At 61.9% G+C, this 26,906-nt stretch carries 22 protein-coding genes and 2 pseudogenes; 5 read left to right on the forward strand and 19 right to left on the reverse strand.

Features of this window, described 5'->3' with window-relative positions; translation table 11 throughout:
- Positions 1–11: 11 nt before the first annotated feature.
- The 12 genes and pseudogenes from C4J92_RS01345 to C4J92_RS01400 form a co-directional block, all read right to left on the reverse strand.
- The gene (locus C4J92_RS01345; protein ID WP_034117212.1) at positions 12–656 is read right to left on the reverse strand and encodes a methionine ABC transporter permease; all 645 of its coding nucleotides are present in this window, start codon (positions 654–656) and stop codon (positions 12–14) included.
- Entirely contained in the window at positions 646–1,761 is a 1,116-nt protein-coding gene (locus tag C4J92_RS01350) for a methionine ABC transporter ATP-binding protein (protein ID WP_124402717.1), read from the reverse strand. The genes C4J92_RS01345 and C4J92_RS01350 overlap by 11 nt, the downstream gene beginning before the upstream one ends.
- Positions 1,758–2,552: a MetQ/NlpA family ABC transporter substrate-binding protein gene (locus C4J92_RS01355; protein ID WP_124402718.1), complete on the reverse strand. Its 795-nt coding sequence runs from the start codon at positions 2,550–2,552 to the stop codon at positions 1,758–1,760. Before C4J92_RS01355 ends, C4J92_RS01350 begins: the two co-directional genes overlap by 4 nt.
- 10 nt (positions 2,553–2,562) lie before the next feature.
- Positions 2,563–2,652: pseudogene (locus tag C4J92_RS27095) on the reverse strand (outer membrane lipoprotein carrier protein LolA); the annotation flags it as partial.
- A gap of 17 nt (positions 2,653–2,669) precedes the next feature.
- Positions 2,670–4,022 (reverse strand): LLM class flavin-dependent oxidoreductase, encoded by a 1,353-nt coding sequence (locus C4J92_RS01365; protein WP_124402719.1) that lies wholly within the window; start codon positions 4,020–4,022, stop codon positions 2,670–2,672.
- Positions 4,022–5,215, reverse strand: a complete 1,194-nt coding sequence (locus tag C4J92_RS01370) for an SfnB family sulfur acquisition oxidoreductase (protein ID WP_124402720.1) — start codon at positions 5,213–5,215, stop codon at positions 4,022–4,024. The genes C4J92_RS01365 and C4J92_RS01370 overlap by 1 nt, the downstream gene beginning before the upstream one ends.
- 24 nt (positions 5,216–5,239) lie before the next feature.
- The gene (locus C4J92_RS01375; RefSeq protein WP_124402721.1) at positions 5,240–6,481 is read right to left on the reverse strand and encodes an SfnB family sulfur acquisition oxidoreductase; all 1,242 of its coding nucleotides are present in this window, start codon (positions 6,479–6,481) and stop codon (positions 5,240–5,242) included.
- 186 nt (positions 6,482–6,667) lie between these two features.
- Positions 6,668–7,444 (reverse strand): hypothetical protein, encoded by a 777-nt coding sequence (locus C4J92_RS01380; protein ID WP_124369199.1) that lies wholly within the window; start codon positions 7,442–7,444, stop codon positions 6,668–6,670.
- 310 nt (positions 7,445–7,754) lie between these two features.
- Positions 7,755–8,501, reverse strand: coding sequence for an L-cystine ABC transporter ATP-binding protein TcyN (gene tcyN / locus C4J92_RS01385; RefSeq protein WP_124402722.1), 747 nt, complete (start codon positions 8,499–8,501; stop codon positions 7,755–7,757).
- 3 nt (positions 8,502–8,504) lie between these two features.
- On the reverse strand, positions 8,505–9,170 hold the full coding sequence (gene tcyL, locus C4J92_RS01390) for a cystine ABC transporter permease (RefSeq protein ID WP_003187646.1): 666 nt from the start codon (positions 9,168–9,170) through the stop codon (positions 8,505–8,507).
- Positions 9,170–9,964, reverse strand: coding sequence for a cystine ABC transporter substrate-binding protein (tcyJ, locus tag C4J92_RS01395; protein WP_124402723.1), 795 nt, complete (start codon positions 9,962–9,964; stop codon positions 9,170–9,172). Before tcyJ ends, tcyL begins: the two co-directional genes overlap by 1 nt.
- 280 nt (positions 9,965–10,244) lie before the next feature.
- Positions 10,245–11,240, reverse strand: a complete 996-nt coding sequence (locus C4J92_RS01400) for a D-cysteine desulfhydrase (RefSeq protein ID WP_124402724.1) — start codon at positions 11,238–11,240, stop codon at positions 10,245–10,247.
- Between the two features lie 253 nt (positions 11,241–11,493).
- Here C4J92_RS01400 and epsC point away from each other — a divergent pair, with 253 nt between their 5' ends.
- The 3 genes from epsC (at position 11,494) to mgrA (ending at position 15,964) form a co-directional block, all read left to right on the forward strand.
- Positions 11,494–12,420 (forward strand): serine O-acetyltransferase EpsC, encoded by a 927-nt coding sequence (gene epsC, locus C4J92_RS01405; protein WP_124360785.1) that lies wholly within the window; start codon positions 11,494–11,496, stop codon positions 12,418–12,420.
- A gap of 402 nt (positions 12,421–12,822) precedes the next feature.
- Positions 12,823–14,784: a choline transporter BetT gene (gene betT, locus C4J92_RS01410; protein ID WP_164487677.1), complete on the forward strand. Its 1,962-nt coding sequence runs from the start codon at positions 12,823–12,825 to the stop codon at positions 14,782–14,784.
- Positions 14,785–14,926: 142 nt separating this feature from the next.
- The gene (gene mgrA / locus C4J92_RS01415) at positions 14,927–15,964 is read left to right on the forward strand and encodes an L-glyceraldehyde 3-phosphate reductase (protein WP_124402725.1); all 1,038 of its coding nucleotides are present in this window, start codon (positions 14,927–14,929) and stop codon (positions 15,962–15,964) included.
- Between the two features lie 113 nt (positions 15,965–16,077).
- Here the strand turns inward: mgrA and tauD are convergent, their stop codons facing one another.
- The 7 genes and pseudogenes from tauD to C4J92_RS01450 form a co-directional block, all read right to left on the reverse strand.
- Positions 16,078–16,914 carry a taurine dioxygenase gene (tauD, locus tag C4J92_RS01420; RefSeq protein ID WP_124402726.1) on the reverse strand — a complete coding sequence of 279 codons (837 nt, stop codon included), beginning with the start codon at positions 16,912–16,914 and terminating at the stop codon, positions 16,078–16,080.
- A 14-nt stretch (positions 16,915–16,928) separates the two neighbouring features.
- The gene (gene tauC, locus C4J92_RS01425; RefSeq protein ID WP_124402727.1) at positions 16,929–17,765 is read right to left on the reverse strand and encodes a taurine ABC transporter permease TauC; all 837 of its coding nucleotides are present in this window, start codon (positions 17,763–17,765) and stop codon (positions 16,929–16,931) included.
- Entirely contained in the window at positions 17,762–18,541 is a 780-nt protein-coding gene (gene tauB / locus C4J92_RS01430) for a taurine ABC transporter ATP-binding subunit (RefSeq protein ID WP_124402728.1), read from the reverse strand. The genes tauC and tauB overlap by 4 nt, the downstream gene beginning before the upstream one ends.
- Before the next feature lie 13 nt (positions 18,542–18,554).
- Positions 18,555–19,532, reverse strand: coding sequence for a taurine ABC transporter substrate-binding protein (tauA, locus tag C4J92_RS01435; RefSeq protein ID WP_124402729.1), 978 nt, complete (start codon positions 19,530–19,532; stop codon positions 18,555–18,557).
- Positions 19,533–19,778: 246 nt separating this feature from the next.
- Positions 19,779–21,362 carry a glutamate--cysteine ligase gene (gene gshA / locus C4J92_RS01440; protein WP_124369209.1) on the reverse strand — a complete coding sequence of 528 codons (1,584 nt, stop codon included), beginning with the start codon at positions 21,360–21,362 and terminating at the stop codon, positions 19,779–19,781.
- Positions 21,363–21,576: 214 nt separating this feature from the next.
- Positions 21,577–21,960, reverse strand: coding sequence for a PaaI family thioesterase (locus C4J92_RS01445; RefSeq protein ID WP_124402730.1), 384 nt, complete (start codon positions 21,958–21,960; stop codon positions 21,577–21,579).
- Positions 21,960–24,283: pseudogene (locus C4J92_RS01450) on the reverse strand (Tex family protein). The gene C4J92_RS01445 and the pseudogene C4J92_RS01450 overlap by 1 nt, the downstream one beginning before the upstream one ends.
- Positions 24,284–24,638: 355 nt before the next feature.
- On the opposite strand from C4J92_RS01450, the gene ompR reads away from it, so the two are divergent.
- Entirely contained in the window at positions 24,639–25,379 is a 741-nt protein-coding gene (ompR, locus tag C4J92_RS01455; RefSeq protein WP_124402731.1) for a two-component system response regulator OmpR, read from the forward strand.
- A 116-nt stretch (positions 25,380–25,495) separates the two neighbouring features.
- Entirely contained in the window at positions 25,496–26,809 is a 1,314-nt protein-coding gene (locus tag C4J92_RS01460; protein WP_124360795.1) for an ATP-binding protein, read from the forward strand.
- Positions 26,810–26,906: the final 97 nt, after the last annotated feature.

Consider the following 26,906-nt stretch of genomic DNA (forward strand, 5'->3'; position numbering starts at 1 on the left):
CCGACTATACCTCACCTCTTGTTCAGCACCCGCGCCAGTCGATCCCCGCCGAGTTGGATCACCGCCACCAACACCACCAACAGCACAATCACCGTCAGCATGATCTGCGTATCGAAGCGCTGGTAGCCATAGCGGTACGCAATGTCGCCCAAGCCACCGGCGCCAATCGCCCCGGCCATGGCCGACGAGTTGATCATGGTCACCAGGGTAATGGTGAACCCGCCGACGATCCCCGGCAGCGCTTCGGGCAGCAGCACGTGCCAGATGATGTGCCAGCGGCGGCACCCCATGGCCTGCGCCGCTTCGATCAAGCCATGGTCGACCTCGCGCAGGCTGACTTCGGCGATGCGCGCAAAGAACGGCGTGGCCGCGATGGTCAGCGGCACGACCGCCGCCCATACGCCGTAGGTGGTGCCGACGATCAGGCGGGTGAACGGGATCAGCGCCACCATCAGGATCAGAAACGGAATGGAGCGGAACAGATTGACGAAGGCCCCGAGCACCCGGTTCAGCGCCGGTGCCTGGTAGATGCCACCTTTGTCGCTGGTGACCAGAAACACCGCCAGCGGAATCCCTACCAGCAAGGCGATCAGTGATGACACGCCGACCATCAACAAGGTGTCGATGGCGCCCTGTACTAAACGATCAAACCACATAGCCCAGCACCTCCACCTGTTGTGCCCAGTTCGCGGCGCGGTTGCGCAGTTCCTCGGTGCTATGGGGCGAGCCATTCACCGCCAGCAGCAGTTGCCCCAAGGCATGCCCCTGAATCCGTTCGACACCGCCCTGCAGCAGACGCACACGCCCGCCGAGGGCACTGAACAGCGCGGCCAGGTCGGGTTCATCGCTGGCACTGCCGGTGAACTGCAAGCGCATCACCACGGCGGCTTCCGGCGATTCAGGCTGGGTATGCAAACGGTTTTGCAGCTCTTCCGGCAGCCCATGTTGCAGCGGCGCCAGCAGGGTCTTGCTGACCTCGTGTTGCGGGTTGCCGAACACTTGCCACACCGGGCCTTGCTCGACGATACGCCCATGCTCCAGCACCACCACGCGGTCGCAGATGTCGCGGATCACCGCCATCTCATGGGTGATCAGCACGATGGTCAGGCCCAGGCGCTGGTTGATCTCGCGCAGCAGGCCGAGGATCGATTGGGTGGTTTCCGGGTCCAGCGCCGAGGTGGCTTCGTCGCACAGCAGGATCTCGGGGTCGTGCACCAGCGAACGGGCGATGCCCACGCGCTGTTTCTGCCCGCCCGAGAGCTGTGCCGGATAGGCTTTGTGCTTGTCCTGCAAACCCACCAGCTCCAGCAGCTCACGCACCTTTTGCTCACGCTGCGGCTTGGGCACCCCGGCGACCTTGAGCGGCAGTTCGACGTTCTGCCAGACGGTCTTGGCCGACATAAGGTTGAAGTGCTGGAAGATCATGCCGATGCGCCGGCGCAGCGCTACCAGGTGGTCTTCATCGAAGCTGCCGATATCCACCTGATCGATCAGCACGCGCCCGCTGCTGGGTTGTTCCAGGCGATTGATGGTGCGGATCAGCGACGACTTGCCGGCGCCGCTGCGGCCGATGATGCCGAACACTTCGCCGCGCGCAATCGCCAGGTCGATGCCTTGCAGGGCATGCACAGTGCCGTCATAGGTTTTGCCCAGGTTGATGAAACGCACGTGGGCGCTGTTCAAGTCCGGATGCAGTTCGGTCTGCTCGGCGTCCCTGGGCAATGTGCCCAGGTCGCGCAGTTGGGCGTTGGCGGCGGTCATTTTTTATCGTCCCAGCCGACTTGGTAGAGCTTGCCGAGGGATTTATCCAGGGCGGCGCGCACCGTCGGCGAGTGCTGGTAAATGTCGACGAACTTGATCACCCTCGGGTCGGTTTTGCTCTTGGGCTGGATCACGAACTGGATCACGTATTCCGGATGGTCGAGGCCATCGAACAGCAGCGCCGACTCGGCATCGAAGGTCTTGGACAGGCGGATGTACGCCGGGTAGCCCTGCACCAGATCGGCGTCGTCATAGGCGCGTACCAGTTGCACGGCCTCGACTTGCAGGATCTTGATCTTTTTCGGATTGCTGACGATGTCTTCTTCCGTGGCCTTGTAGCCCACCCCCGGTTTGAGGGTGATCAGCCCGGCTTTGGCCAGCAGTTGCAGGCCGCGCCCGCTGTTGATCGGGTCGTTGGCGATGGCCACGCTGGCGCCTTCGGGCAGGTCGTTGAAGCTTTTGTACTTTTTCGAATACAGGCCGACGTTGTTGATGATGCCCGGCGCGTAGGGCTCCAGGTCAAAGCCGGCGGCGGCCTTGGCGTTTTCCAGGAACGGGATGTGCTGGAAGTAGTTCACGTCGATATCGCCGGCGGCGAGGCTGACGTTCGGCGCGATCCAGTCGGTGAATTCCACCAGTTCAACCTTCAGGCCCTGTTTGCCGGCTTCTTCTACAGCGGCTTCCAGGGGAATCGCGAAGGCGGCGGTGGTGCCGACTTTCAACGGCGCATCGGCGGCGAATACGGCCGAGCTGAACAAGCCGAATGCCAGGGAGAGCACTATTTTTTTCATATGAATTTCCAATTGTAGGAGCGAGCTTGCTCGCGAAAAACTTGAGGGCGCCTCGGTAAACCAGATGCACCGCGTTATCGTTAACGATCTTCGCGAGCAAGCTCGCTCCTACAGGGGTTAGTGTCGATAGGTAGACCCGGTGTGTTGTTCGGGAAGACGCGCAGTGCCATGGAAGACTTTTTCGCGCAGCGTTCCCTGCTCATATTCAGTCTTGTACGAACCACGCTTTTGCAGCTCCGGCACCACCAGATCAATGAAATCCACATAGCTCTCCGGCGTCACGATGCGCGTGAGGTTGAAGCCATCCAGGCCGGTTTCGCTGATCCAGGATTCCAGTTCGTCGGCGACCTGCTCGGGCGACCCCACCAGCGTGATGTAGCGCCCACCGAGGGCGTGCTGCTCGAGCAATTTGCGCCGGGTCCAGTCGTTGTTCTGCAGGTTTTTGGTCGCCGACTGGATGGCGTTGCTCTTCACGTACTGGATCGGTTCATCCAGTTCGTACTCGGAAAAGTCGATCGCCGTGGACGCCGAAAAGTGCGCCACGCCGGCCTCCGCGCTGGCGTAGCTGAGGTACTCGGCGTGCTTGGCCCAGGCCAGTTCCTCGGTCGCGCCGACGATCACGTTCAGGCCCATGAACACCTTGATGTCATCCGGATTGCGCCCGGCTTCCACCGCGCTGGCGCGCACTTTGTCCACCTGGATTCGGGTCGCGGCCTTGTTCTGCCCGCTGATGAACACGCACTCGGCATGGCGCCCGGCGAACTGCAGGCCACGGTCCGAACTGCCGGCCTGGAACAGCACCGGCGTACGCTGCGGCGATGGCTCGCACAGGTGATAGCCCTGCACCTGGTAGAACTCGCCATGGTGTTCGACCTTGTGCACCTTGCCCGGCTGCGCATACACCCGCGCCTGGGGATCGTTGACCACCGCGTCATCCTCCCAGCTGCCTTCCCAGAGTTTGTACAGCACCTCCAGGTATTCATCGGCCTGGTCATAGCGGCGGTCATGCTCGACCTGTTCGGTCAGCCCCATGGCTTTGGCGGCGCTGTCGAGGTAGCCGGTGACGATGTTCCAACCCACCCGGCCCCGGCTCAGGTGGTCGAGGGTGGACATGCGCCGGGCGAACAGATACGGCGGCTCGTAGGTCAGGTTGGCGGTGAGGCCGAAGCCGAGGTTCCGGGTGACGGCCGCCATGGCCGAGACCAGCAGGAGCGGGTCGTTGACCGGCAACTGGATTGCTTCCTTGAGCGGCACGTCGATGGACTTTTGGTACACGTCATACACGCCGACGATATCGGCGATAAACAAACCGTCGAACAGCCCGCGCTCGAGGATTTTTGCCAGGTCAGTCCAGTACTCGAGGGTCTTGTACTGGGTGGACGTGTCCCGTGGATGGGTCCACAAACCGTGGTTGATATGCCCGATGCAGTTCATGTTGAAGGCATTGAGCAGGATTTTTTTCTTGCTCATCAGATAGTCCCCCGCAGCGGCGGGTTTTCATCGTTGAGGTAGTAATTGCCCACCGCGTGGTATTTCCAGCGCACCGGGTCATGCAGGGTGTGCACGCGAGCGTTGCGCCAGTGGCGATCCAGGCCATGCTCGGCCAGGGTCGCCTGGCTGCCGGCCAGTTCAAATAGCGTGCTGCCGGCGGCCAGGGAGATTTCGGTGCTCAAGGCGCGCACTTCGGCGACGGCGATGGAGGCGGCCGCGACGGTCTGGGCATTGCTGTCGGCCTGGGCGCGGTCGAGAAATTCGCCCGAGCGCTCCAGCAGCGCTTCGGCGGCGTGCAGGCGAATGCTCAAGTGGCCGAAGCTCTTCAAGGTCAATGGGTCATCGGTGGCCTTGTCGCTGCCCGAGTCGATCCAGGGACGGGTCTTGGTGCGCACAAAATGCAGCGCGTCTTCGAAGGCGGCGCGGGCGATACCGGTGTCGATGGCGGCATGAAGGATCTGCGCCAAGGGGCCGACGGTGGTCGGGCGTTCGAAAGCGCTCTGGAACGGGATCACGTCCTGCGCCGCCACCCACACGTTGTCGAACACCACTGAGCCGCTGCCGGTGGTGCGCTGGCCGAAGCCGCTCCAGTCGTCAATCACGCTCAGGCCCGCGCTGTCGCGGGGCACGAAGGCCAGTTGCTGCACACCGTGCTCATCCACCACCGAGGTGGGGATGCGCTGGGCGTAGATCGCGCCGGTGGAATAGAACTTGCGGCCGCTGATGCGAAAGCCGTCACCGTCGCGGGTGATTTTGGTGACGCGGTCATGAGCGGTTTTCGTGCCCAATTCCGCCAGGGCGTTGCCGAAACGCTGGCCGGCCAATACTTCGGCATACAGGCTGCGTTGCTGGGCCGGGCTGCCATTCACGCGCAGCACTTCCAAGGCGTAGAAATGGTTTTGCGGAATCTGTCCCAGGGACGCATCCGCCTGGGCGATCAAGGCGATGACCTTGGCCAGGGTGACGTTGGACACACCAGCGCCGCCGTAGGCCTTGGGCACGCTGATGCCCCACAGGCCGGAACGCGAGAACACGTCCAGTTCGGGTAAGGGCAGGCGGCGCTCGCGGTCGCGCTGGGCGCTGTCGCGACGGAAGTCTTCAGCCAGGTCGCTGGCGACAATAAGGGCTTGTTCGTCGCTGGTGATGACCGCGACGGGGTGAGAGAAAGTCATGATGTTCTCCAGATGTCTGGTCGGTCAGATCCAGGAATGGCGAGCCGGCAAAGTGCCGTTCAGGCGATAGGCGCCCACCGCGTGATACTTCCAGCGCACTGGGTCATGCAGCGTGTGGACCCGCGCATTGCGCCAATGCCGGTCAAGGTTGAATTCGGCGAGGGTGGCGCGGCTGCCGGCCAGCTCGAAGAGTTTTTCGCTGACCAGCAACGCCACCTCAGTGGTGAGCACTTTCGCCTCGGCCACGGCAATCGAGGCGCGTGCAGCGGACTGCGCGGTAATCGGCGCAGCGCTGACCTGGTCCAGCACCTGGCCGGCCTTGCGCAACAGCGCCTCGGCGGCGTGCAGTTCGATTTTCAGCTTGCCGATGTCCGCGATCACATACAGGTCGTCGCTGGCCCGTTCGACCTTGGCGTCGATCCATGGGCGCGAGCGTTCACGTACAAAGGCGATGGTGTCGTCCAGTGCGCCACGGGCAATGCCGGCGTCGATGGCCGCCTGGATCAATTGCGAGACGGCACCCTGGATATTCGGGCTTTCGCCCAGGCGCCAGTTGTCCACCACCAGTTCTGCGTCCACCGGGACCCGGTCGAGCAGCACGGTGCCGCTGGCGGTGGTGCGTTGGCCAAAGCCCGACCAGTCATCCACGATGCGCAGCCCTTCGCTGCCACGGCGCACGAACGCCATGACCTGCTTGCCGTCGTCATTGAGGGCTTTGATGGCCACCCAGTGCGCAAACAGAGCGCCGGTGGAGTAGAACTTCTGGCCGCTGACCACGTAGCCGTCACCCTCGGCGGTGATACGCGCCTTGAGCTCCAGGGTATTTTTGGTGCCGCGTTCCGGACCGCCATTGCCGATGCGCCAACCGTCGAGCACGCTCTGGAACAGCTGCTTTTTCTGGCGCTCGCTGGCGGTGTTTTGCAACAGGTGCAGGATGCCGAAATGGTTCTGCGGGATCTGCCCCAGGGCCGGGTCGGCCGCGCTGATGATCGCGAAGACTTCGGCCAGGGTGACGAATGAAACCTGCGGGCCGCCGTATTCACGCGCAATGGAAATGCTGCCCAAGCCGCTGCGGGTGAACTGTTCGACCTGCGCCCAGGGCAATTGGCGTTGCTGGTCGCGCTTGGCGGCCTGCAGGCGCGCGGCGTCGGCCAGCTCATGGGCGGCGCTCAGCGCCTGGGCGTCGTTGCGCAGCACCGTGGCCGGCAACAACAGTGGGGCTACGTCCAGATCACTCTGGAGGGGTGTTAGAGCCAAGTTAGACATCAGCGCCGCTCCTTGGCTGCACGTAATGCCCTGGCGTTATGCACCGGGGTAATTCTGACCATACCGACCTCGCATTCAATGAAATAAAAACAAAAAATCAGGAATGTCCGGTGGTCCGGTGTATATACCCTAAGCGTGTTTATTTTTTAAATAAACTAACTTTTAGGAATATGCATAGAAGGCGCGTCACCCCGGTTCGCAGGGAGAGCCGAAAGGGCGGGGTTGATACACGTCCTTGGCTGCGCCAGGGGGCGTGGGAACCCAGGCGGCGATGCGCAAGGTGCGGGCTGGCGCCCAGCGCGAATTGTTGCCGACGCGGTCCAGGATGCAGTACGTCACCTCCAGGCGGCAGTCGTCACCGCCTTCGATAATGACTGTCGAAGGCACCCAGACCTGCACCGCCAGGCCGACGTCCCTGGCCTGGATGTTGGGCAGGTCCATGCGCACGTCACCCCAGCGCAGCGTGATGGCATCGCCACTGGCCATGTTCGCGTACGGCTCGATGCTCAGCGGAATTCCACGTTGCACCTGGCGACTGTTGACGCCCTGGCGGCGGATGGTCTCGGGCAGGCTGACCGGCGCGAGGTTCTGGTTTTCGTCGCTGTACAGGGCCGACGGCGCGCCGCCCGGGTAGTTGGTTTTGACCCGGACCTGGGTGGTGGCCGAGCGCGCCGGGCCGTGGCCGATCTGCATGATCTGGTAATGAACCCGCGCCGGGCCATCCTGTACAAAACTTTCCGGCACTCGCAGGTGGGTAGGCGTGCCGATTTTGCCGGCGGTCACCCGGCGTGAGGCGGCAAAGCAGTTGTTCCAGAACAGCTCGATCAGGTCGCCTTCTTCCATGCCGGGGTAAGGTGCGATGTCGACCTGCAATTGGGCAGCCGCGTGGGCACTGATGCCGTTTCGAACGGCTTGGGGCAGGGTGGGTGCGGTCAGCATGGCCGGGGTTGTAGTGTGCGTCATAAGTGATCTCCTTGATGCAGCCAGCAGCAATCGTTCCAGGCCTGGGCGCGGGTGCGCAAAGGGGCCGAAAGAACGATTCAGTGAGTAGCCGGGATAGGATCCAATCCTCTGGACGCTAGATAAGAGGGTTGGGCCGGGGACGTCAATGGCGGCAAAAGGCTAAACGGCGGGTTGGAGGATATTCAGAAGGGTCTGACTGGAAGGGGTATTTCAAGAGGGCCGCAGCGTGGTGTTTTACCGGCAGCAATGGCGTTTCTGTGTAGGAGCGGCTTTTTGTGGCGAGCAAGCCCGCTCGCCACAAAAAGCTGGGTCAATGGGCGAGAAACTTGCTCAGGAACTGCTGGGTGCGTTCTTCCCTGGGGCTGGCGAACAGCGCCTTGGCTTCACCCTGTTCGACGATCACGCCCTTGTCGAAAAAGATCACACGGTTGGCCACATCCCGGGCAAAGCTCATCTCGTGGGTGACGATCACCATGGTGCGGTTTTCTTCGGCCAGGCTGCGGATAGTCGCCAGCACTTCACCTACCAGTTCGGGGTCGAGGGCCGAGGTGGGTTCGTCGAACAGGATGACCTCCGGCTCCATGGCCAGCGCCCGAGCGATCGCCACACGCTGTTGCTGCCCACCGGACAAGCGCCGAGGATAAGCCGCCTCCTTGCCCGCCAGGCCCACTTTGGCCAGTAGCTTGCGGCCCAGCTCGGTCGCCGCCTCGCGTGGCATCTTCTTGACCACGATCGGGCCTTCGATGACGTTTTCCAGCGCGGTGCGGTGGGGGAACAGGTTGAAGTTCTGGAAGACAAAACCGACGTGCTGGCGCAGGCGTCGCACCAGGCCCTGTTGCTGGTTGAGTGGCTTGCTGCTGTCGATCTCGATATCGCCCACCTTGATGCGGCCGCTGGTGGGTTCTTCGAGAAAATTCAGGCAGCGCAGGAAGGTAGTCTTGCCGGAACCGCTGGGGCCGATGATGGCCACGACTTCGCCGGCCTTGACCTCCAGGTCGATACCGTTGAGCACTACCTGGCCGTTGAATTGTTTGGTCAGCTTTTCAACCACGATCATGCTTCAAGACTCCAGGTCGTGCCGGTTGACCCGGTCTTCCAGACGATTTTGCAGATGCGCCAGGATGCTCGCCAGGATCCAATAGATCAGGGCTGCGGACAGATACATGGTGAAAATTTCGAAGGTGCGCGCCGAGACCAGTTGCGCCTGACGGAACAGCTCGGGCACCTGGATAGTGGCGGCCAGCGCCGTGTCCTTGACCAGCGAAATGAAACTGTTGCCCAGCGGCGGCAAGGCCGTGCGCATGGCTTGCGGCAGGATGGCCCGGCGCAACGTCTGCGCGCGGGTCATGCCGATACTCGCGGCGGCTTCCCACTGGCCACGCTCGATGGACGCGATGGCGGCCCGCAGGATTTCACAGGCGTAGGCGGCCATGTTCAGCGAAAAGCCGATCATGGCGGCCGGGATCGGGTCCAGCTCGATGCCCACTTGCGGCAAGCCGTAGTAGATCAGGAACAATTGCACCAGCAAGGGCGTACCGCGAAAGAACGACACGTAGACCCGCGCCGTCCAACTCAGCAGCTTGAAGCGCGACAGGCGCATCAACGCCAGGCCGAAGCCCAGCAGCAGGCCGAAAAACATCCCGCCCAGGCTGAGGATCACCGTGTAATACGCGCCCTTGAGCAGAAAGGGCGCGGAGTCCAGCGCGAGTTGGAAACCTGCTTCCATTATTGAGTGACGTCAGCGTTGAAGTACTTCTCGGACAACTTCTTCAAGGTGCCGTCGGCGCGCAGCTTGTCGAGGGCCTTGTTTACCGCGTCGAGCAGTTCAGGCTCGCCCTTGCGCAGGGCAATACCGGCTTCCTGGCGGGAGAAGGCGGCGCCGGCAGCGGCGGTGTCCTTGGCTTTCTTGGCGTATTCCAGAGCGGCCAGGCGGTCGATCAGGATCGCGTCGATGCGGCCGATGCGCAGGTCCTGGAATTTGGTCGGGTCGTCGTTGTAGGTCTTGATGATGGCTTTGGGTTGGTTGTCCTTGAGCCATTGTTCGTAGTTGGTGCCCAGGCCCACCCCGACTTTCTTGTCGGCCAGGTCGTCGGCGGTCTTGATGCTGTCGACATTCTTCGCCAGGGTCAGCGCCTGGATACCGGAAATGGTGTAGGGCTTGGAGAAGTCATACTTCTTCTTGCGCTCTTCGGAGATCGTCACCTGGTTGACCACGGCGTCCAGGCGTTTGGATTCCAGGGCGGCGAGGATGCCGTCCCATGGCGTGGCTTGCAGCTTGACCTTGACGCCCAGCTCCTTGGCCAGCGCCTCGGACAGCTCCACCTCGAAGCCGCTGAGCTTGCCGCTTTCATCGACAAAGCTGAACGGTGGGTAGGTGCCTTCCAGGCCGATCTTGATCTCGCCGGCTTTCTTGATGGTGTTCAGTTGCTCGCCGGCGACCGCCTGGCCAAGCATGCCTGCGCCGAGCGCCAAGCCCAATGTGCCGACCAGCAATGTGCGACGCAATACAGAAATAGTCATGAAGAGCCCCTGTGGTTTTTTATGGTGAGCGAAGCCGGTGACGCAGTAGCCGTATCCTGCCTTAAAGCGCGGTGCGCGTCTTCGCCTTCGGCGCGATGATAAAGGCGGTTTTTAAGACTTGAAAATAATATAAATCATGTTTGATATTCGTTTTTGAAATATACGCGAATCCAATGTGGGAGGGGGCTTGCCCCCGATAGCGGTATATCAGTCAACTCCTCGGACACTGACCCACCGCTATCGGGAGCAAGCCCCCTCCCACATTTCGGTCCGTGTTCAGTCAGTTGAACACCGAATCATAGGCAAACAACGCCGGCGCTCCGCCGGTATGCAGGAAAATGATCGGCCCGTCTGCGAAACGCTGGCGCCCGATACCGTCCAGCAGGCCGGCCATGGCCTTGCCCGTGTAGACCGGGTCGAGCAACAGACCTTCCTGGCTGGCCAGAAGTTTGATCGCCGACAACGTACCCGCATTCGGCTCGCCATAACGCGGGCCGAAGTATTCATCCCACAGGATCACCTTGAAGGCTTCCGGCACCTGCATGCCGAGCAGTTCGGCCGTGCGCTCGGCCAGGCCTTGCACTTTTGGACGTTGGGCTTCATCGGTGCGCGACACGGTGACGCCGATCACCGGCAGGTTCGGCAGCGCTTCGCTCAACGCCAGTGCCAGGCCGCTGTGGGTGCCTGCGCTGCCGGAGGCCAGTACCACCGCCGCAAAGTCGAGGCCGCTGTCTTCGATCTGCGCCGCCAGCTCCAGGCCCGCGCGCACATACCCCAACGCACCGAGGGCGTTCGAGCCGCCGATAGGCACCAGATAGGGCTTCTTGCCGTTGCTGCGCAGGCGGTCGGCGAGGGCGTTGAGTTGGTCGTCGGCATTGTCGAGGTTTTCCACCCGCTCCACCTTGGCGTCGAACAGCTCCAGCAAAAGCCGGTTGCCGTTGCCCAGGTAGTTGGGGTCTTCGGTGCCGGTGGGGTTTTCCAGCAGGGCGACGCAGCCCAGGCCGAGCCTGGCGGCCAGCGCGGCGGTCTGGCGCACATGGTTGGACTGGATAGCGCCGGCGGTGACCAGGGTATCGGCGCCCTGGGCGATGGCGTCAGCGGCGAGGTATTCAAGTTTGCGCAATTTATTGCCACCCATGGCCAGTGGGGTGGTGTCGTCGCGCTTGACGTAGATATCCCTGCCCAGCCAGGTCGACAGCCGCTCGAGTTTTTCCAGGGCGGTGGCGCCGCCCAACAGTTCCAGACGGTTAAAGCGGTCGAGCTGTTGTTTGATCATGGCTATGCACGGTGGCTGAGTGATGGGGCGACTATAGGCAGGCACTTTTCATCGGGCAACCGCCAATCGCTTATGGGCTGGGGTTATATGTTTGGGATAATTGGTTATTAAGGCTGCTTTCAGTGCATGTCGTAGAGTGGGTGTCTTTTCAGGGGCAAGCTGTGAGCGGCAAGCTGCAAGTTGATCGCGGTTTGCTTGCAGCTTGCAGCTTGCAGCTTGCCGCTGCGCCCCCCCTATTCAGGAGCAAACCCCTTTGAGTGAGCGTTCCAGCCATTGGCAACTACAGACCATCGTCAGCCAACTGCGCAGCGCCCGGGACCAGTGGCGAACGCGCAATGGCCGCTTGAGTGGCGAACATGGAGGCCGCGAACTACCGTCTCGCCAGGCGGTGGCGCAGATTCTCGAAGCCTTGTGCGGCGCACTGTTCCCGATGCGCCTGGGCCCGGTGGACCTGCGCGAAGAAAGCGAAGACTTCTATGTCGGGCATACCCTCGACGTCGCCCTTAACGCCTTGCTCGCCCAGGCCCGCCTGGAGTTGCGCTACGCCGCGCGCCAGGGCGGCCAGGATGACCGTGAGGTCGACGCCCAGGCCATTCGCCTGATCCAGGATTTCGCCCTGGCCTTGCCGGCGTTGCGCAGCCTGCTGGACACCGACGTACTGGCCGCCTACCACGGAGACCCCGCCGCGCGCAGCGTGGATGAGGTGCTGCTGTGCTACCCCGGCATCCTGGCGGTGATCCACCATCGCCTGGCCCACCATCTGTACCGCGCCGGTTTGCCCCTGCTGGCGCGGATCAGCGCGGAAATCGCTCATTCGGCCACCGGTATCGATATCCACCCCGGCGCGCAGATTGGCCCGAGTTTCTTCATCGACCACGGGACCGGCGTGGTGATTGGCGAGACGGCGATCATCGGCGAGCGGGTGCGCATCTACCAGGCGGTGACATTGGGCGCCAAGCGCTTCCCGGCGGATGAAGATGGGCAATTGCAGAAAGGCCATCCGCGCCACCCTATCGTTGAGGATGACGTGGTGATCTACGCCGGCGCTACGATTCTGGGGCGGATTACCATCGGCCAGGGTTCGACCATTGGCGGTAATGTGTGGCTGACCCGCAGCGTGCCGGCCGGGGCGAATATTACCCAGGCGAATTTGCAGCACGACGATGGCGCCCAGAAATAAGCGACCTGCACAAATCTCCTGTGGGAGGGGGCTTGCTCCCGATAGCGGTGGACCAGCCATACATGTGCTGGCTGACCCACTGCTATCGGGAGCAAGCCCCCTCCCACATGTTTGACTGCATTCCAAAATCATCCCGTCATTGCTGAACGAATTCCGCACCTCACGCGTCATACCAATCCCTAAGCTAGTGTAGGAATCACCTACCACTCGGCCCCGAAATTAGTCCCAAACCGCCTATCCATGTTTAACTTGAACGTTCGTTCAAGTTAAACCGGTGGTTCGCTGCCCGCTCACAACAGGAGGCTTACCTTTGCTGAGTCCGTTATTGACAGCCACATTTCACACCTCGGGGGTGCATGGTTCATGAGTGCATCATCTACCCCGTCCAGCGGTCAGGTGCGCATGAATGCGCCCGTCTTCTACTTTGCCGCCACGGCTATTCTGCTGTTCGGCATCACTGTCATCGCTATCCCGCAACAGGCCGGTGCCTGGCTGCTGGCGGCGCAAAACTGGGCGGCCAATACGGTCGGCTGGTACTACATGCTGGCGATGACCCTGTATCTGGTCTTCGTGGTGGTCACCGCGTTATCGGGCTACGGCAAGATAAAACTCGGTGCCGACCACGACGAGCCCGAATTCAGTTACCTGTCCTGGGCCGGCATGCTGTTCGCCGCCGGGATCAGCATCACGCTGTTCTTCTTTTGCGTGTCCGAACCCTTGACCCACCTGGTGCAACCGCCCCAGGGCGAGGCGCTGAATGCCGATGCGGCGCGCCAGGCCATGCAGATCCTGTTCCTGCACTGGGGCCTGCACGGCTGGGGCGTGTTCGCGTTTGTCGGCATGGCCCTGGCGTACTTCGCCTACCGGCATAACCTGCCGCTGGCGCTGCGTTCGGCGCTGTACCCATTGATCGGCAAGCGCATCAATGGCCCGATCGGTTACGCGGTGGATGGCTTCGGCATCATCGCCACGGTGTTCGGCCTGGGGGCCGACATGGGCTTTGGCGTGCTGCACCTCAATTCCGGCCTGGATTACCTGTTCGGTATCGCCCATACGCAGTGGATCCAGGTGGGCTTGATCACCTTGATGATGGGCGCGGCGATCATCGTCGCCGTGGCCGGTGTCGACAAGGGTGTGCGGGTGATGTCCGACATCAACATGCTGCTGGCCTGCGCGCTGCTGCTGTTTGTGTTGTTTGCCGGGCCCACCCAGCATTTGCTCAACACCCTGATCCAGAACATCGGGGACTACCTGGGCGCCTTGCCGACCAAGAGTTTCGATGTGTACGCCTACGACAAACCCAGCGACTGGCTGGGTGGCTGGACGGTGTTCTACTGGGCCTGGTGGATCGCATGGTCGCCGTTCGTGGGCCTGTTCATCGCACGCATTTCCCGTGGCCGCACCATCCGCGAATTCGTGTTTGGCGTGCTGCTGATCCCGCTGGGGTTCACCTTGGCGTGGATGTCGATCTTCGGCAACAGCGCCATCGACCAGGTGCTCAACCATGGCATGACCGCGCTGGGCCAGTCCGCCATTGATGAACCGTCGATGAGCCTGTACCTGCTGCTGGAAACCTACCCGTGGAGTAAAACCGTGATTGCGGTCACGGTGTTCATCAGCTTTGTGTTCTTCGTGACCTCGGCGGATTCCGGCACCGTGGTGCTGTCGACCTTGTCGTCCAAGGGCGGCAACGCCGATGAAGACGGACCGAAATGGCTGCGCGTGTTCTGGGGCGCGATGACCGCCCTGGTCACCAGCGCCTTGCTGTTTGCCGGCAGTATCGATTCGTTGAAATCAGCGGTGGTGCTGACTTCGCTGCCGTTCTCGCTGATCCTGTTGCTGATGATGTGGGGGCTGCACAAGGCGTTCTACCTCGAATCGCAAAAGCAGATCGCGCAGTTGCATTCGTTGGCGCCGGTGTCGGGCTCACGCAAGGGCACGGGCGGTTGGCGCCAGCGTTTGAGTCAGGCCGTGCATTTCCCGTCGCGGGATGAGGTGTACCGCTTCCTTGAGACCACGGTACGTCCGGCGATCGAAGAAGTGACGGCAGTGTTTGTCGAAAAAGGCCTCAACGTCGTCACCCAGCCTGACCCGTCCAACGACAGCGTCAGCCTGGAAATCGGCCACGGCGAAGAGCATCCGTTTGTTTACCAGGTGCAGATGCGCGGCTATTTCACGCCTTCATTTGCGCGCGGCGGCATGGGGTCCAAACAGCTCAACAATCGCCGTTATTATCGGGCGGAAGTGCACTTGCGTGAGGGCAGCCAGGACTACGACCTGGTGGGCTACACCAAGGAGCAGATCATCAACGACATCCTCGACCAGTACGAGCGGCACCTGCAGTTCCTGCACCTGGTGCGCTGAGAAAACGTACGGCGCACCGTTCCTCTCAAGTAGGTCTTTGCTGTAAAAGGGAAAGGCAGACTTAAGCGATTCAGCAGGCAGATAAGGCCTGGGAATAACCTTATTCCCAGGCCTTATCTGCCCCAAGCCCAGAGAGGATTCGATGACGTACATTGCTGCCGAAAACCGCTATGAATCTATTCCTTATCGCCGCGTAGGCCGCAGTGGATTGGTGCTGCCGGCACTGTCCCTGGGGTTGTGGCACAACTTTGGCGACAGCACCCCGATCGCCACCCAGCGCGCCCTGCTGCGCACCGCATTCGACTTAGGCATCAACCACTTCGACCTGGCCAATAACTACGGCCCGCCCTACGGCAGCGCCGAGATCAACTTCGGCCGGTTGCTGCGCGAAGACTTCAAGCACTACCGCGACGAGCTGATCATCTCCAGCAAGGCCGGTTGGGACATGTGGCCCGGCCCCTATGGCCAGGGCGGCGGTTCGCGTAAGTACGTGCTGGCGAGCCTGGACCAGAGCCTGCAACGCCTGGGCGTCGACTATGTGGATATTTTCTATTCGCACCGTTTCGACGCCGACACGCCGCTGGAAGAAACCGCCAGTGCGCTGGCCACCGCCGTGCAGCAGGGCAAGGCGTTGTACATCGGTATCTCGTCCTACTCCGGCGTAAAAACCCGTGAGATGGCAGCGCTGCTCAACGAGTGGAAAGTGCCGCTGTTGATTCACCAGCCGGCCTACAACCTGCTCAACCGCTGGGTGGAAAAAGACCTGCTCGACACCACCGAAGAACTCGGCGCCGGGGTGATTGCGTTCACACCGTTGGCCCAGGGTTTGCTCACCGACAAGTACCTCAACGGCGTGCCGGCCGACGCACGAGTCAACCGCCCAGGTGGCGGTTCGTTGCAGGCCAAGCACCTGTCCGACGCCAATATCGCCCATGTTCGCGCCCTCAACGAAATCGCCCAGCGTCGCGGCCAGAGCCTGGCGCAAATGGCGCTGGCCTGGACCCTGCGTGATTCACGGGTAACCAGTGCGCTGATCGGTGCCAGCCGGCCGGAGCAAATCATCGAGAACGTCGGGGCGTTGAAGAACCTGAGTTTCAGCGCGGAAGAATTGGCGGAGATCGATCGGTTTGCCCTGGAAGGCGGGATCAACTTGTGGGAAAAACCATCCACCGCTGAATAACCTGACACAGCTGGGTTAAAAGTGTGGGAGGGGGCTTGCTCCCGATGGCAGTGGATCAGTCAATAGATATAGTGACTGACCCACCGCTATCGGGAGCAAGCCCCCTCCCACATTTAGAACGGCACATCGCCCAGGATGGTCGCCCTATGCATCACCCGCCGCTGCGGCCGGTAGTCATCCACCGCGTAATGCTGGGTCACGCGGTTGTCCCAGAACGCCACGTCATTTTCCTGCCAACGCCAGCGGAGGGTGAATTCCGGGCGTGTGGCATGGGCGAACAATAGTTTGAGAATCGCCGCGCTTTCGGCCGATTCCAGTTCATTGATCCGGGTGGTGAAGCCTTCGCTGACGAACAGCGATTTACGCCCGCTCACCGGGTGCGTGCGGATCACCGGGTGCGACAGGGGTGGGTTTTTTCGGCGGGCTTCTTCCCAACGGGCTCGGTCGTCGGCGGTGTTGCCAAAGCGCTCCAGTGGGAAAGACTGGGTGAAGTCGTGGGTGGCAGTCAGCCCATCGAGCAACGCTTTGAATGGCTCGGACAGCGCTTCATACGCCGCAATCCCACTGGCCCACAAGGTATCGCCACCGAACGCCGGCAGCAGTTTGGCGCTGAGCACCGCGCCCAGGGCTGGCGTGGGCAGGAAGGTCACGTCGGTGTGCCATACGGCGTTATCACGCACATCGGTGACCGCCGTGTCGAGGATCAACACTTCGGGCTGTTCCGGCACGTTGGGGTAGATCGGGTGGACGTGCAGGTCGCCGAAATTTGCCGCGAACCGTGCCTGTTGCTGCGGGGTGATCGGCTGGTCCCGGAAGAACAGCACCGAATGCTTGAGCAGGGCGTGTTCGATGGCGTCGCGCTGTTCGGTGCTCAGTGTCTGGGTGATATCGACGCCACTGATCTGGGCGCCGAGCGCGATGCTTAGGGGGGTAACGGTCAGGCTGCTCATTTATTCATCATCACTCAGTGTGCCTGGCCATGCCACGGCACCAATTTACGCTGCAGGGCGCGCAGGCCCATTTCCATGGCGAAGGCGATCAGCGCGATCACCAGGATGCCCAGGACCACGACGTCAGTGACCAGAAACTGCGCCGCCGACTGCACCATGAAGCCCAGGCCGCTGGTGGCGGCGATCAGCTCGGCGGCCACCAGGGTCGACCACCCCACACCCAGGCCGATGCGAACGCCGGTGAGGATGTCGGGCAGGGCGCTGGGCAGGATCACATGCCGGATCAACTGGGCCCGGGTCGCACCGAGCGACTGTGCGGCGCGCAACTTGGCCGGGTCGACCGTGCGTACGCCGGTCGCGGTGGCGATGGCAATCGGCGCAAAGATCGCCAGGTAAATCAGCAGTACCTTGGACAGCTCGCCAATGCCGCACCAGATCACGATCAACGGCAGATAGGCCAGCGGCGGGATCGGCCGGTAAAACTCGATCAGCGGGTCGAGAATGCCACGGGCGATACGGTTGGCGCCGATGGCAATGCCCACCGGCACGGCCGTCAGCACCGCAAAGCCCAAACCCAGGCCGATGCGGCTGAGGCTCGCCCCCAGATGCTGCCACAAGGTGGAATCCATATACCCCGTGGTCGCCAGCAACCAGCCTTTTTGCAACACGGCAGAGGGCGGCGGCAGGAATAGCGGCTCGATCAACCCGCTGGCGGTCACCGCCCACCAGATAGCCAGCAAGGCCAACAGGGTCAACAGGCTGATCCAGCGCGTGCTCACGCGGCGCCGCACGGGAATGACGGCGCGTGTCACCGGCTTGGCCGCCGTGGCGGCGAGTTCGTAGCTGCTCATGCGCACACCTGCCGTTGCGAGAACACTTTGCCCAGCACGTGTTCGCGGGTTTCGATAAAGCGCGGGTCGGACTTGATCGCCCGTGCCGATTCGCCCGCCGCGTAGCGTTGGCCGAAGTCCAGGCGCAGGCGCTCGACGATCTGGCCGGGGTTGGGCGCCAGCAGGATCAAGTCGGTGGCGAGGAACACCGCTTCTTCGATGTCATGGGTGATCAGGAACACCGGCTTGGCCGTGCGTCGCCAGACTTGCAGCAGCAGCTCCTGCATCTGTTCGCGGGTGAAGGCGTCGAGGGCGCCGAAGGGCTCGTCCATCAGCAATACACGAGGGTCGGCCGCCAAGGCGCGGGCAAGGCCGACGCGTTGCTTCTGGCCGCCGGAGAGTTGCCAGATGCGGCGGCTGTCGAAACCGCCCAGGTCCACCAGCGCGAGCATTTCCCGAGCGCGCACTTCACGTTGCGCCTTGGGCACGCCGGCCAGTTCCAGGCCGAAGGCGACGTTGGCCAGTACGTCCTGCCAGGGCAACAGGGCATCGTCCTGGAACACCACGCCGCGCTCGGCACTGGGCCCCTTGACCGGCACGCCATCGAGGGTGATGCGCCCGGCCGAGGGCTCGACAAAACCGGCAATCAGGTTCAACAACGAAGTCTTGCCACTGCCGGACGGGCCGAGGGCCACCAGCAATTGCTGGGGCCCAAGCTCGAGTGAAATATCCGCCAGTACCGGTTCCGGAGCGCCTGGGTACTGTGCGCTGATGCGCTCCAGTTGTAGCAAGGCCATCGCGATGAACTCCTCAATTAGTGATGAATTTGGCGCTGATGTAAGGGGCGTAGTCTGGGAGCACGGCATCGACCTTGCCCTGTTCCTTGAGGAACGCCGCAGTGTCGGTGACGGCCTTGGTGGTCGGCGCGCCCAGCAGGGTCACCTGGTCAGCGGCCAGCGGGTAGACGTTGCCTTGCAGCAGCAACGGAATGTCGCTGGCCTTGGCACCGGAGAGCTTCACCAGTTTGTCGACGTTGCCTTCGTCGGCGAGCCAGGCTTGTGGGTCTTTGCGGTACGCCGCGTAGGCATCCAGGGTGACTTTGGCGAAGGCGGTGACGATTTCCGGATGCTTCTCGGCAAAATCCTTACGCACGATCCAGGCATCGAAGGTCGGTGCACCGAACTTGGCCAGCTCGCCGGAGGTGATCAACACCTTGCCGTTTTCTTTGGCTACGCCCAGGGCCGGGTCCCACACATAGGTGGCGTCGATATCACCGCGCTTCCAGGCGGCGATGATGGCCGGTGGTGCGAGATTGAGGATGGTGACCTTCGAGGGGTCGATGTTCCAGTGCTTCAGCGCGGCCAACAGGCTGTAGTGACCGGTGGACACGAACGGCACGGCGATCTTTTTACCGATCAGGTCCTGCGGGCTGTTGATCCCCGAACCATCGCGCGCCACCAGGGCTTCGGCACCGCCGATCTGGGTGGCGACGAGGAAGGTCTGCACCGGTACGTTGCGCGTGATTGCGGCGGTCAACGGGCTGGAACCGAGGTAACCGATCTGCACGTCGCCCGAGGCGATGGCGGCGATGATATCGGCGCCATTGTCGAATTTGCGCCAGTCGATTTTGGCATTGGTGGCTTTTTCATAGGCGCCATCGGCCTGGGCGACTTTCGCCGGATCGACGGTGGTCTGGTACGCGACGGTCACATCCGCCGCCTGGGCAAACAGGCTGGCACCGGCCAGGGACAACGCCGCCAGCAAGCGCAGGGGGGTCAGCAGTTTCAAAGGGAAGCTCCTCGATCAGGCGGCCGGGGGTCGGCGTGTGAGGAGACTAAATGATCTAAGAATCCGAAAATAAATAACATTTTCGAATTAGCTTAGTCGGAGAAGAATTGAAGCAAACCTTTGAGCATATGAGAGACAAATGTGGGAGGGGGCTTGCCCTCGATAGCGGTGGATCAGTCACTGATGGAGCGACTGACACTCTGCTATCGGGAGCAAGCCCCCTCCCACAATGGACCGAGTTGGACCTTAGTTACTGATCGCCAGAATACTCGCCTGGTACGACCCGACAAACACATCGAAATCGCCCACCTCGTTCTGCTCAAGCTCCGCCTGCTGGGCCAGCGATGTACGCGCCAGTTCCTCAAAGCGTGCCTGTTCCTCAGCGGGAAGCGGCTCCTTGCGGAAATACTCAGCATGCACCTCGCTCTGATGCAGGGAGAACTGCGCAAAGCTTTCCTTGCGCTCGGCCATCGCTGCCAGCACCTGAGCCGACGGCGTCAGTGACGGGTCATTGACCTTCGCCAATTGAGCGTCCAGCGCCTGGCTGTGCTCGGTGATACCGTGGCTTGCATCGAGCAGGGCGGCCAGGGGGGCGATGTGTTCCAGCAGCTCGGTGGCCCACTCTTTCATATCCACCGCTTGGCCCTCACGCTGCAATTGCAGGCCCGGACGGCGACCTTCCTTGACCACGCTGAGGAAGTTGGAGGTGGCATTCCCACATTCATTATTGGCGAACAGCGGGCTGTCATTCAGCGCGCAATACAGCAGGAACGCATCGAGAAAGCGCGACTCTGGAAGATCTATGCCCATCGGCAGGAATGGGTTGATGTCCAGGCAGCGCACTTCGATGTACTGGATGCCTCGCGCCATCAGGGCCTGGATCGGCCGCTCGCCGGTATAGGTCACGCGCTTGGGGCGGATGTTGGAGTAGTACTCGTTTTCGATCTGCAGGATGTTGGTGTTGAGCTGCACCCACTCACCATCCTTGTGCGTGCCGACTGCGACATAGGGCGCGTAGGGCGTTGCCACCGCTTCGCGCAGGCTGTCGGTGTAGCTGGCCAGGTCGTTGTAGCACGGCGTCAGGCCGGCCTGGGCGTTGCTCTGGTAACCCAGGTCGCTCATGCGCAGGCTGGTGGCGTACGGCAGGTACAGGGTGTCGGCGTCGAGCACCTCAAGCTGGTGCGAGCGACCGCGCAGGAAGCCGGCGTCCAGGGCCGGCGAGGCACCGAACAGGTACATCAACAGCCAGCTGTAGCGCCGGAAGTTACGGATCAGCGCGATATAGGCGGTGGACTGATAGTCGCGGTCAGTGCCGACAAACCCTTCGGCTTCCTTGAGCAGCGGCCACAGCTGTTCCGGCAGCGAGAAGTTGTAGTGGATACCGGCAATGCACTGCATGGTCTTGCCGTAGCGCAGGGCCAGGCCCTTGCGATAAACGTACTTGAGCTGCCCGATATTGGAGGTGCCGTAGTAGGCAATCGGAATATCTTCCTCGGCCGGCAACGGGCACGGCATCGAGGGGCTCCACAGGTACTCGCTGCCCAGCTTGGTGTAGGCAAAGCGGTGGATCTTGTCCAGGCTGCTCAGGGTATCGGCCGGGTTGGGCAGCGCGGGGGTGATGAACTCCAGCAGCGATTCCGAGTAGTCGGTCGTGATCTGTTCGTGAGTCAACGCGGCGCCCAGGGCTTCCGGATGCGGCGTCTGGGCCAGGCGGCCCTCGCTGGTGACGCGCAGGCATTCACGCTCGATGCCATGCAGGCAGTGCTCTAGCAGGGAGAGGTGTTCGCGCTTGCCGAGCAGAGCCAGGCGGCGGTTGAGAAGTTCGCTCAAGTTGGATTCCTTCACGCGTCAGTCGCCCCAATATGGGGGTGGGCAAGACGGTCTACAAGGGTGAAGTTGAAACTGGCGTGATCGCCTGGTTCTGAGTCGATTTGACCCGCTCTGAATATGCCGACTTCACTCCATGAATTGGGCTACAGCGCAGCGAGAAAATTCCGACGCTGTTGTCACAGCGCCGAAATTAACTCAAATCATGGGCGGGGAGCTATAGGACAGCGAACGTGCCCTGTGCTTTTGCGACAAGTCTGTCGCCCTGGTACACGTCGGCTTCGACCACTAATGTGCGCCTGCCGGCGTGGATCACCCGGCTGGTGCACAGTACGTCACCGTCTTCCACGGCGCGGATATAGTTGATTTTGCACTCGATGGTCGCGCTCTGCTGGTCGAACCCATGGGCGCTGGAGCAGGCCAGGCCCATGGTGATGTCCACCAGGCTGAAAATCGCGCCGCCATGCAGCTTGCCGCCGCGATTGCGCAAATGCGGCGCCAGGCTCAGGGCCACTTCGGCAATGCCCTCATCCAGGCGCTGCAGGCGGCAGCCGATCAGTTCGCTGAACGCGCTCTGGGTCAAACCGGCCGGAATCTCCATCAGCGCTTCTTCAACTGTTTGGCGTTGGCGAACAGCGAAGCCATGGCGTTGTTGCTCGGAGCGGCTGTCGCGGTTTCCTTGCGCGGCGCGGTGTTCTGCGACGAGCGCGGGGCCGAGCCAGGACGAGCACCACGGGCGCCGTCGATTTTCTCGCCGGGGGTGTCGCTCATGCGCATCGACAGGCCAACGCGTTTACGTGGGATGTCGACTTCCATCACCTTGACCTTGACCACGTCACCGGCCTTCACCGCTTCGCGGGATCCTTGATGAATTTCTCCGAAAGCGCAGAGATATGCACCAAACCGTCCTGATGCACACCGATATCCACGAATGCGCCGAAGTTGGTCACGTTGGTCACCACGCCTTCGAGGATCATGCCCAGTTGCAGGTCCTTGAGATTTTCGACACCGTCCTGGAACTCAGCGGTCTTGAATTCGGGGCGCGGGTCGCGGCCGGGTTTTTCCAACTCTTGCAGGATGTCGGTGATGGTCGGTACGCCGAAGGTTTCGTCGGTGTACTTCTTCGGGTCCAGGCGCTTGAGGAACGCGGCGTCGCCGATCAGCGAGCGGATGTCGCGATCGGTTTCGGCAGCGATTCGTTGCACCAGCGGATAGGCTTCCGGGTGAACCGCAGAGGCATCCAGCGGGTTATCGCCGTTCATTACGCGTAGGAAACCGGCGGCTTGCTCGAAGGTTTTCTCGCCCAAGCGCGCGACCTTTTTCAGCGCGGCGCGGGTTTTGAACGCGCCGTTCTCGTCGCGGTGAGTCACGATATTCTGCGCCAGGGTAGCGTTGAGGCCAGAGATACGTGCGAGCAGCGCCACGGAAGCGGTGTTCACGTCCACACCCACGGCGTTCACGCAGTCTTCCACCACTGCATCCAGGCCACGCGCCAGCTTGAGCTGCGACACGTCGTGTTGGTATTGGCCGACACCGATGGATTTAGGGTCGATCTTCACCAGCTCGGCCAGCGGGTCCTGCAGGCGACGGGCAATCGACACGGCGCCGCGGATCGACACATCGAGGTCCGGGAATTCCTTGGACGCCAGTTCCGAGGCCGAGTACACCGAAGCGCCTGCCTCGGAGACCATCACCTTGGTCATCTTCATGGCCGGGTATTTTTTGATCAGTTCGGCGGCCAACTTATCGGTTTCGCGGCTGGCGGTGCCGTTGCCGATGGCGATCAGGTCCACGGCGTGCTTGGCGCACAGGGCGGCCAGGATGGCGAGGGTCTGGTCCCACTTGTTGTGCGGTACGTGCGGGTAGACGGTGGCGTGGTCCAGCAGCTTGCCGGTGGCGTCGACCACCGCGACCTTGCAGCCGGTGCGCAGGCCCGGGTCCAGGCCCAGGGTGGCGCGTGGGCCCGCCGGAGCGGCCAGCAGCAGGTCATGCAGGTTGTGAGCGAATACGTTGATCGCCTCGGTTTCGGCGCCGTCGCGCAGCTCGCCGAGCAGGTCGGTTTCCAGGTGGGTATAGAGCTTGACCTTCCAGGTCCAGCGCACGACCTCACTGAGCCACTTGTCCGCAGGACGATTCTGATTCTGAATGCCGAATTGTTGACCGATCATGCCCTCGCACGGGTGCATGGTGCCCGGCAGCTCGTCGCCGACTTTCAGCGCGGAGCTGAGAATGCCTTCGTTACGGCCACGGAAAATCGCCAGGGCGCGGTGGGACGGCATGCTCTTGAGGGGCTCGTCGTGTTCGAAGTAATCGCGGAACTTGGCGCCTTCTTCCTCTTTGCCGGCGATGACGCGGGCGCTGAGGATGGCTTCCTGTTTCAGGTAAGTACGCAGTTTTTCCAGCAGGCTGGCGTTTTCCGCGAAGCGCTCCATCAGGATGTACTTGGCGCCTTCCAGGGCAGCCTTGATATCGGCGACGCCTTTCTGCGCGTCGACAAAGCGCGCGGCTTCGGCTTCCGGGGTCAGCGACGGGTCATTGAACAGGCCGTCGGCCAGGTCGCCCAGGCCCGCTTCCAGGGCGATCTGACCCTTTGTGCGACGTTTCTGTTTATACGGCAGGTAAAGGTCTTCGAGGCGGGTCTTGGTGTCGGCGAGCTTGATGTCGCGTTCCAATTGCGGGGTCAACTTGCCCTGTTCCTCGATGCTGGCAAGGATGCTGATACGCCGCTCGTCGAGTTCTCGCAGGTAACGCAGGCGCTCTTCCAGGTGCCGCAGTTGGATATCGTCAAGGCTGCCGGTCACTTCTTTTCGGTAACGGGCGATGAAAGGCACCGTGGAGCCTTCATCCAGTAGCGCGACGGCCGCTTCGACCTGTTGGGGGCGTACACCGAGTTCCTCGGCGATGCGGCTGTTGATGCTGTCCATAAAACCACCTGAAATTCTGAAAAGCAGCTCGCAGGCCCGAAACACAAGGCTTTGCGAGGCTGGTTGAGCGGCCCGACTGGCGCCGCTGCCTGGGTCAAGAGGCAGTCTGTTGACCCTCGAAATCGAAAAAACACGACAAGCGGGTAAAAAAAGCCTGGCAGTAAACGGTAACGATCTGACGTTGCCCTGCACGAAGGCGCCGCATTATAACCAGCGTTCTGCCCTTGGGGGCTACTGCGCCAGTGGTCGTAGAGCGCGGCTTGGCTGGCAGTAGAGGAAAAATCTGCTAACAATGCACACGGTGCGTATAACGGCAGCTAGGCCATAATGCGCGCCGAGATAAGAGGAGCATCTAATGAGCAGCACTGCACAAACTGCTGAAGGCGAAAAAATTCTCATCGTTGACGACGATCCGGGGCTGAGCAGCCTGCTGGAGCGTTTTTTCAACTCCAAAGGCTACCGGGCGCGCGCGGTGCCGAACACCGAGCAGATGGACCGCCTGTTGGGGCGTGAAGTGTTCAATCTGGTCGTGCTCGACCTGATGCTGCCCGGCGAAGACGGCCTGACCGCCTGCAAGCGTCTGCGCGGTGCGAACAACCAGATCCCGATCATCATGCTCACTGCCAAGGGCGATGAGCTGAGCCGCATCAAGGGCCTTGAACTGGGCGCTGATGACTACCTGGCCAAGCCGTTCAACCCGGACGAGCTGATGGCCCGGGTCAAAGCCGTATTGCGTCGCCAGGCCCCGTCGGTACCGGGTGCGCCGGGCAGCGAAGACGAAAGCGTGACCTTTGGCGACTACGAGTTGTCCCTGGCGACCCGCGAGCTCAAGCGTGGCGACGAAGCGCACATGCTCACTACCGGCGAATTCGCGGTGCTCAAGGCCCTGGTGATGAACGCTCGCCAGCCGCTGACCCGCGACAAGCTGATGAACCTGGCCCGTGGCCGAGAATGGGACGCCCTGGAGCGCTCCATCGACGTGCAGATATCCCGACTGCGCCGGATGATCGAGCCGGACCCTTCCAAGCCGCGGTATATCCAGACGGTGTGGGGTGTGGGTTATGTGTTTGTGCCGGATGGCACCGCAACCAAGTGACCGATGATTTGCAGGGGCGGGCATCCGGCGTTTGATTCCATAAGGATCGACGGGGTGTCCGGCGTCTGCAATTCTGCGAGCGCCGCTCGTTCCTGCAAGGTGTCTAGCTGTCTCCTATGAAAACCCCGCTGTGGTTCCCGCAAAGTTTCTTCTCCCGCACCCTTTGGCTGGTGCTGATCGTCGTTCTGTTTTCGAAGGCACTCACACTGGTTTATCTCTTGATGAACGAGGACGTGCTGGTGGATCGACAGTACAGCCACGGCGTCGCCTTGACGTTGCGCGCCTACTGGGCCGTAGACCCTGAGAACCGTGAAAAGGTAGCCAAGGCCTCAACCCTGATCCGGGTTGATGGGGCCGGCGTGCCTGAGGGCGAGCAGCATTGGCCCTACAGTGAGATCTACCAGCGCCAGATGCAGGCGGAGCTGGGCGACGACACCGAGGTGCGGCTGCGCATGCATGTGTCGCCTGCGCTGTGGGTGAGGGCGCCCAGCCTGGGAGATGCCTGGATCAAGGTACCGCTGTATCCGCACCCGTTGCGCGGGCAGAAAATCTGGAACGTATTGGGCTGGTTCCTCGCCATTGGATTGCTTTCAACCGCGTCCGCATGGATTTTCGTGCGCCAGCTCAATCAACCGCTCAAACGCCTGGTGTTCGCGGCCCGCCAATTGGGCCAGGGGCGCAGCGTGCGGCTGCCAGTCAGCGATACGCCCAGTGAGATGACCGAGGTGTACGGCGCGTTCAACCAGATGGCGGAGGATGTCGAGCAGGCCGGGCGTGAGCGCGAGCTGATGCTGGCGGGCGTGTCCCATGACCTGCGCACACCGTTGACGCGATTGCGTTTGTCCCTGGAGTTGATGGGCAACCATACCGACCTCACCGATGACATGGTGCGCGACATCGAGGACATGGACGCGATTCTGGACCAGTTCCTGGCATTCATCCGTGATGGGCGCGACGAGGTAGTGGAGGAGGTTGACCTGACCGATCTGGTACGTGAAGTGGTCGCACCCTACAACCAGAGCGGTGAGCAGGTGCGCCTGCGCCTGGAACCGATTCAGCCGTTTGCATTGCGCAGGGTGTCGATGAAGCGCCTGCTGAACAACCTGATCGGCAATGCTTTGCATCATGCCGGTTCGGATGTGGAAGTGGCTGCGTACGTGTCTGGCGACAGTGCTGCGCCCTATGTCGTGCTGAGCGTGATGGACCGCGGCACCGGTATCGACCCGGCGGAACTGGAGGCCATCTTCAACCCGTTCACCCGTGGCGACCGCGCCCGTGGCGGTAAAGGTACCGGCTTGGGCCTGGCGATTGTGCGGCGGATTGCGTCGATGCATGGCGGCAATGTCGAATTGCGCAACCGCGAAGAGGGCGGGCTGGAAGCACGGGTGCGCCTGCCGCTTGGATTGATGTTGCCCCGGGATGCGGTCTAACAGACAACATGAATCAAATGTGGGAGGGGGCTTGCTCCCGATAGCAGAATGTCAGTCAATGCAGATGTGACTGACCCACCGCTATCGGGAGCAAGCC

This window comes from Pseudomonas sp. R3-18-08, assembly GCF_003852065.1.
Taxonomy (GTDB): domain Bacteria; phylum Pseudomonadota; class Gammaproteobacteria; order Pseudomonadales; family Pseudomonadaceae; genus Aquipseudomonas.

Coding starts and splice junctions, on each gene's coding strand:
- C4J92_RS01370 (WP_124402720.1), bottom strand. CDS start 5,215: ATGACTTTCTCTCACCCCGTCGCGGTCATCACCAGCGACGAACAAGCC.
- mgrA (WP_124402725.1), top strand. CDS start 14,927: ATGACGTACATTGCTGCCGAAAACCGCTATGAATCTATTCCTTATCGC.
- C4J92_RS01380 (WP_124369199.1), bottom strand. CDS start 7,444: ATGACGCACACTACAACCCCGGCCATGCTGACCGCACCCACCCTGCCC.
- C4J92_RS01350 (WP_124402717.1), bottom strand. CDS start 1,761: ATGACCGCCGCCAACGCCCAACTGCGCGACCTGGGCACATTGCCCAGG.
- tcyJ (WP_124402723.1), bottom strand. CDS start 9,964: ATGACTATTTCTGTATTGCGTCGCACATTGCTGGTCGGCACATTGGGC.
- tcyN (WP_124402722.1), bottom strand. CDS start 8,501: ATGATCGTGGTTGAAAAGCTGACCAAACAATTCAACGGCCAGGTAGTG.
- C4J92_RS01375 (WP_124402721.1), bottom strand. CDS start 6,481: ATGTCTAACTTGGCTCTAACACCCCTCCAGAGTGATCTGGACGTAGCC.
- tauC (WP_124402727.1), bottom strand. CDS start 17,765: ATGAGCAGCTACGAACTCGCCGCCACGGCGGCCAAGCCGGTGACACGC.
- C4J92_RS01400 (WP_124402724.1), bottom strand. CDS start 11,240: ATGATCAAACAACAGCTCGACCGCTTTAACCGTCTGGAACTGTTGGGC.
- betT (WP_164487677.1), top strand. CDS start 12,823: ATGAATGCGCCCGTCTTCTACTTTGCCGCCACGGCTATTCTGCTGTTC.
- tcyL (WP_003187646.1), bottom strand. CDS start 9,170: ATGGAAGCAGGTTTCCAACTCGCGCTGGACTCCGCGCCCTTTCTGCTC.
- tauB (WP_124402728.1), bottom strand. CDS start 18,541: ATGGCCTTGCTACAACTGGAGCGCATCAGCGCACAGTACCCAGGCGCT.
- C4J92_RS01365 (WP_124402719.1), bottom strand. CDS start 4,022: ATGAGCAAGAAAAAAATCCTGCTCAATGCCTTCAACATGAACTGCATC.
- C4J92_RS01355 (WP_124402718.1), bottom strand. CDS start 2,552: ATGAAAAAAATAGTGCTCTCCCTGGCATTCGGCTTGTTCAGCTCGGCC.
- ompR (WP_124402731.1), top strand. CDS start 24,639: ATGAGCAGCACTGCACAAACTGCTGAAGGCGAAAAAATTCTCATCGTT.
- C4J92_RS01345 (WP_034117212.1), bottom strand. CDS start 656: ATGTGGTTTGATCGTTTAGTACAGGGCGCCATCGACACCTTGTTGATG.
- C4J92_RS01445 (WP_124402730.1), bottom strand. CDS start 21,960: ATGGAGATTCCGGCCGGTTTGACCCAGAGCGCGTTCAGCGAACTGATC.
- tauD (WP_124402726.1), bottom strand. CDS start 16,914: ATGAGCAGCCTGACCGTTACCCCCCTAAGCATCGCGCTCGGCGCCCAG.
- C4J92_RS01460 (WP_124360795.1), top strand. CDS start 25,496: ATGAAAACCCCGCTGTGGTTCCCGCAAAGTTTCTTCTCCCGCACCCTT.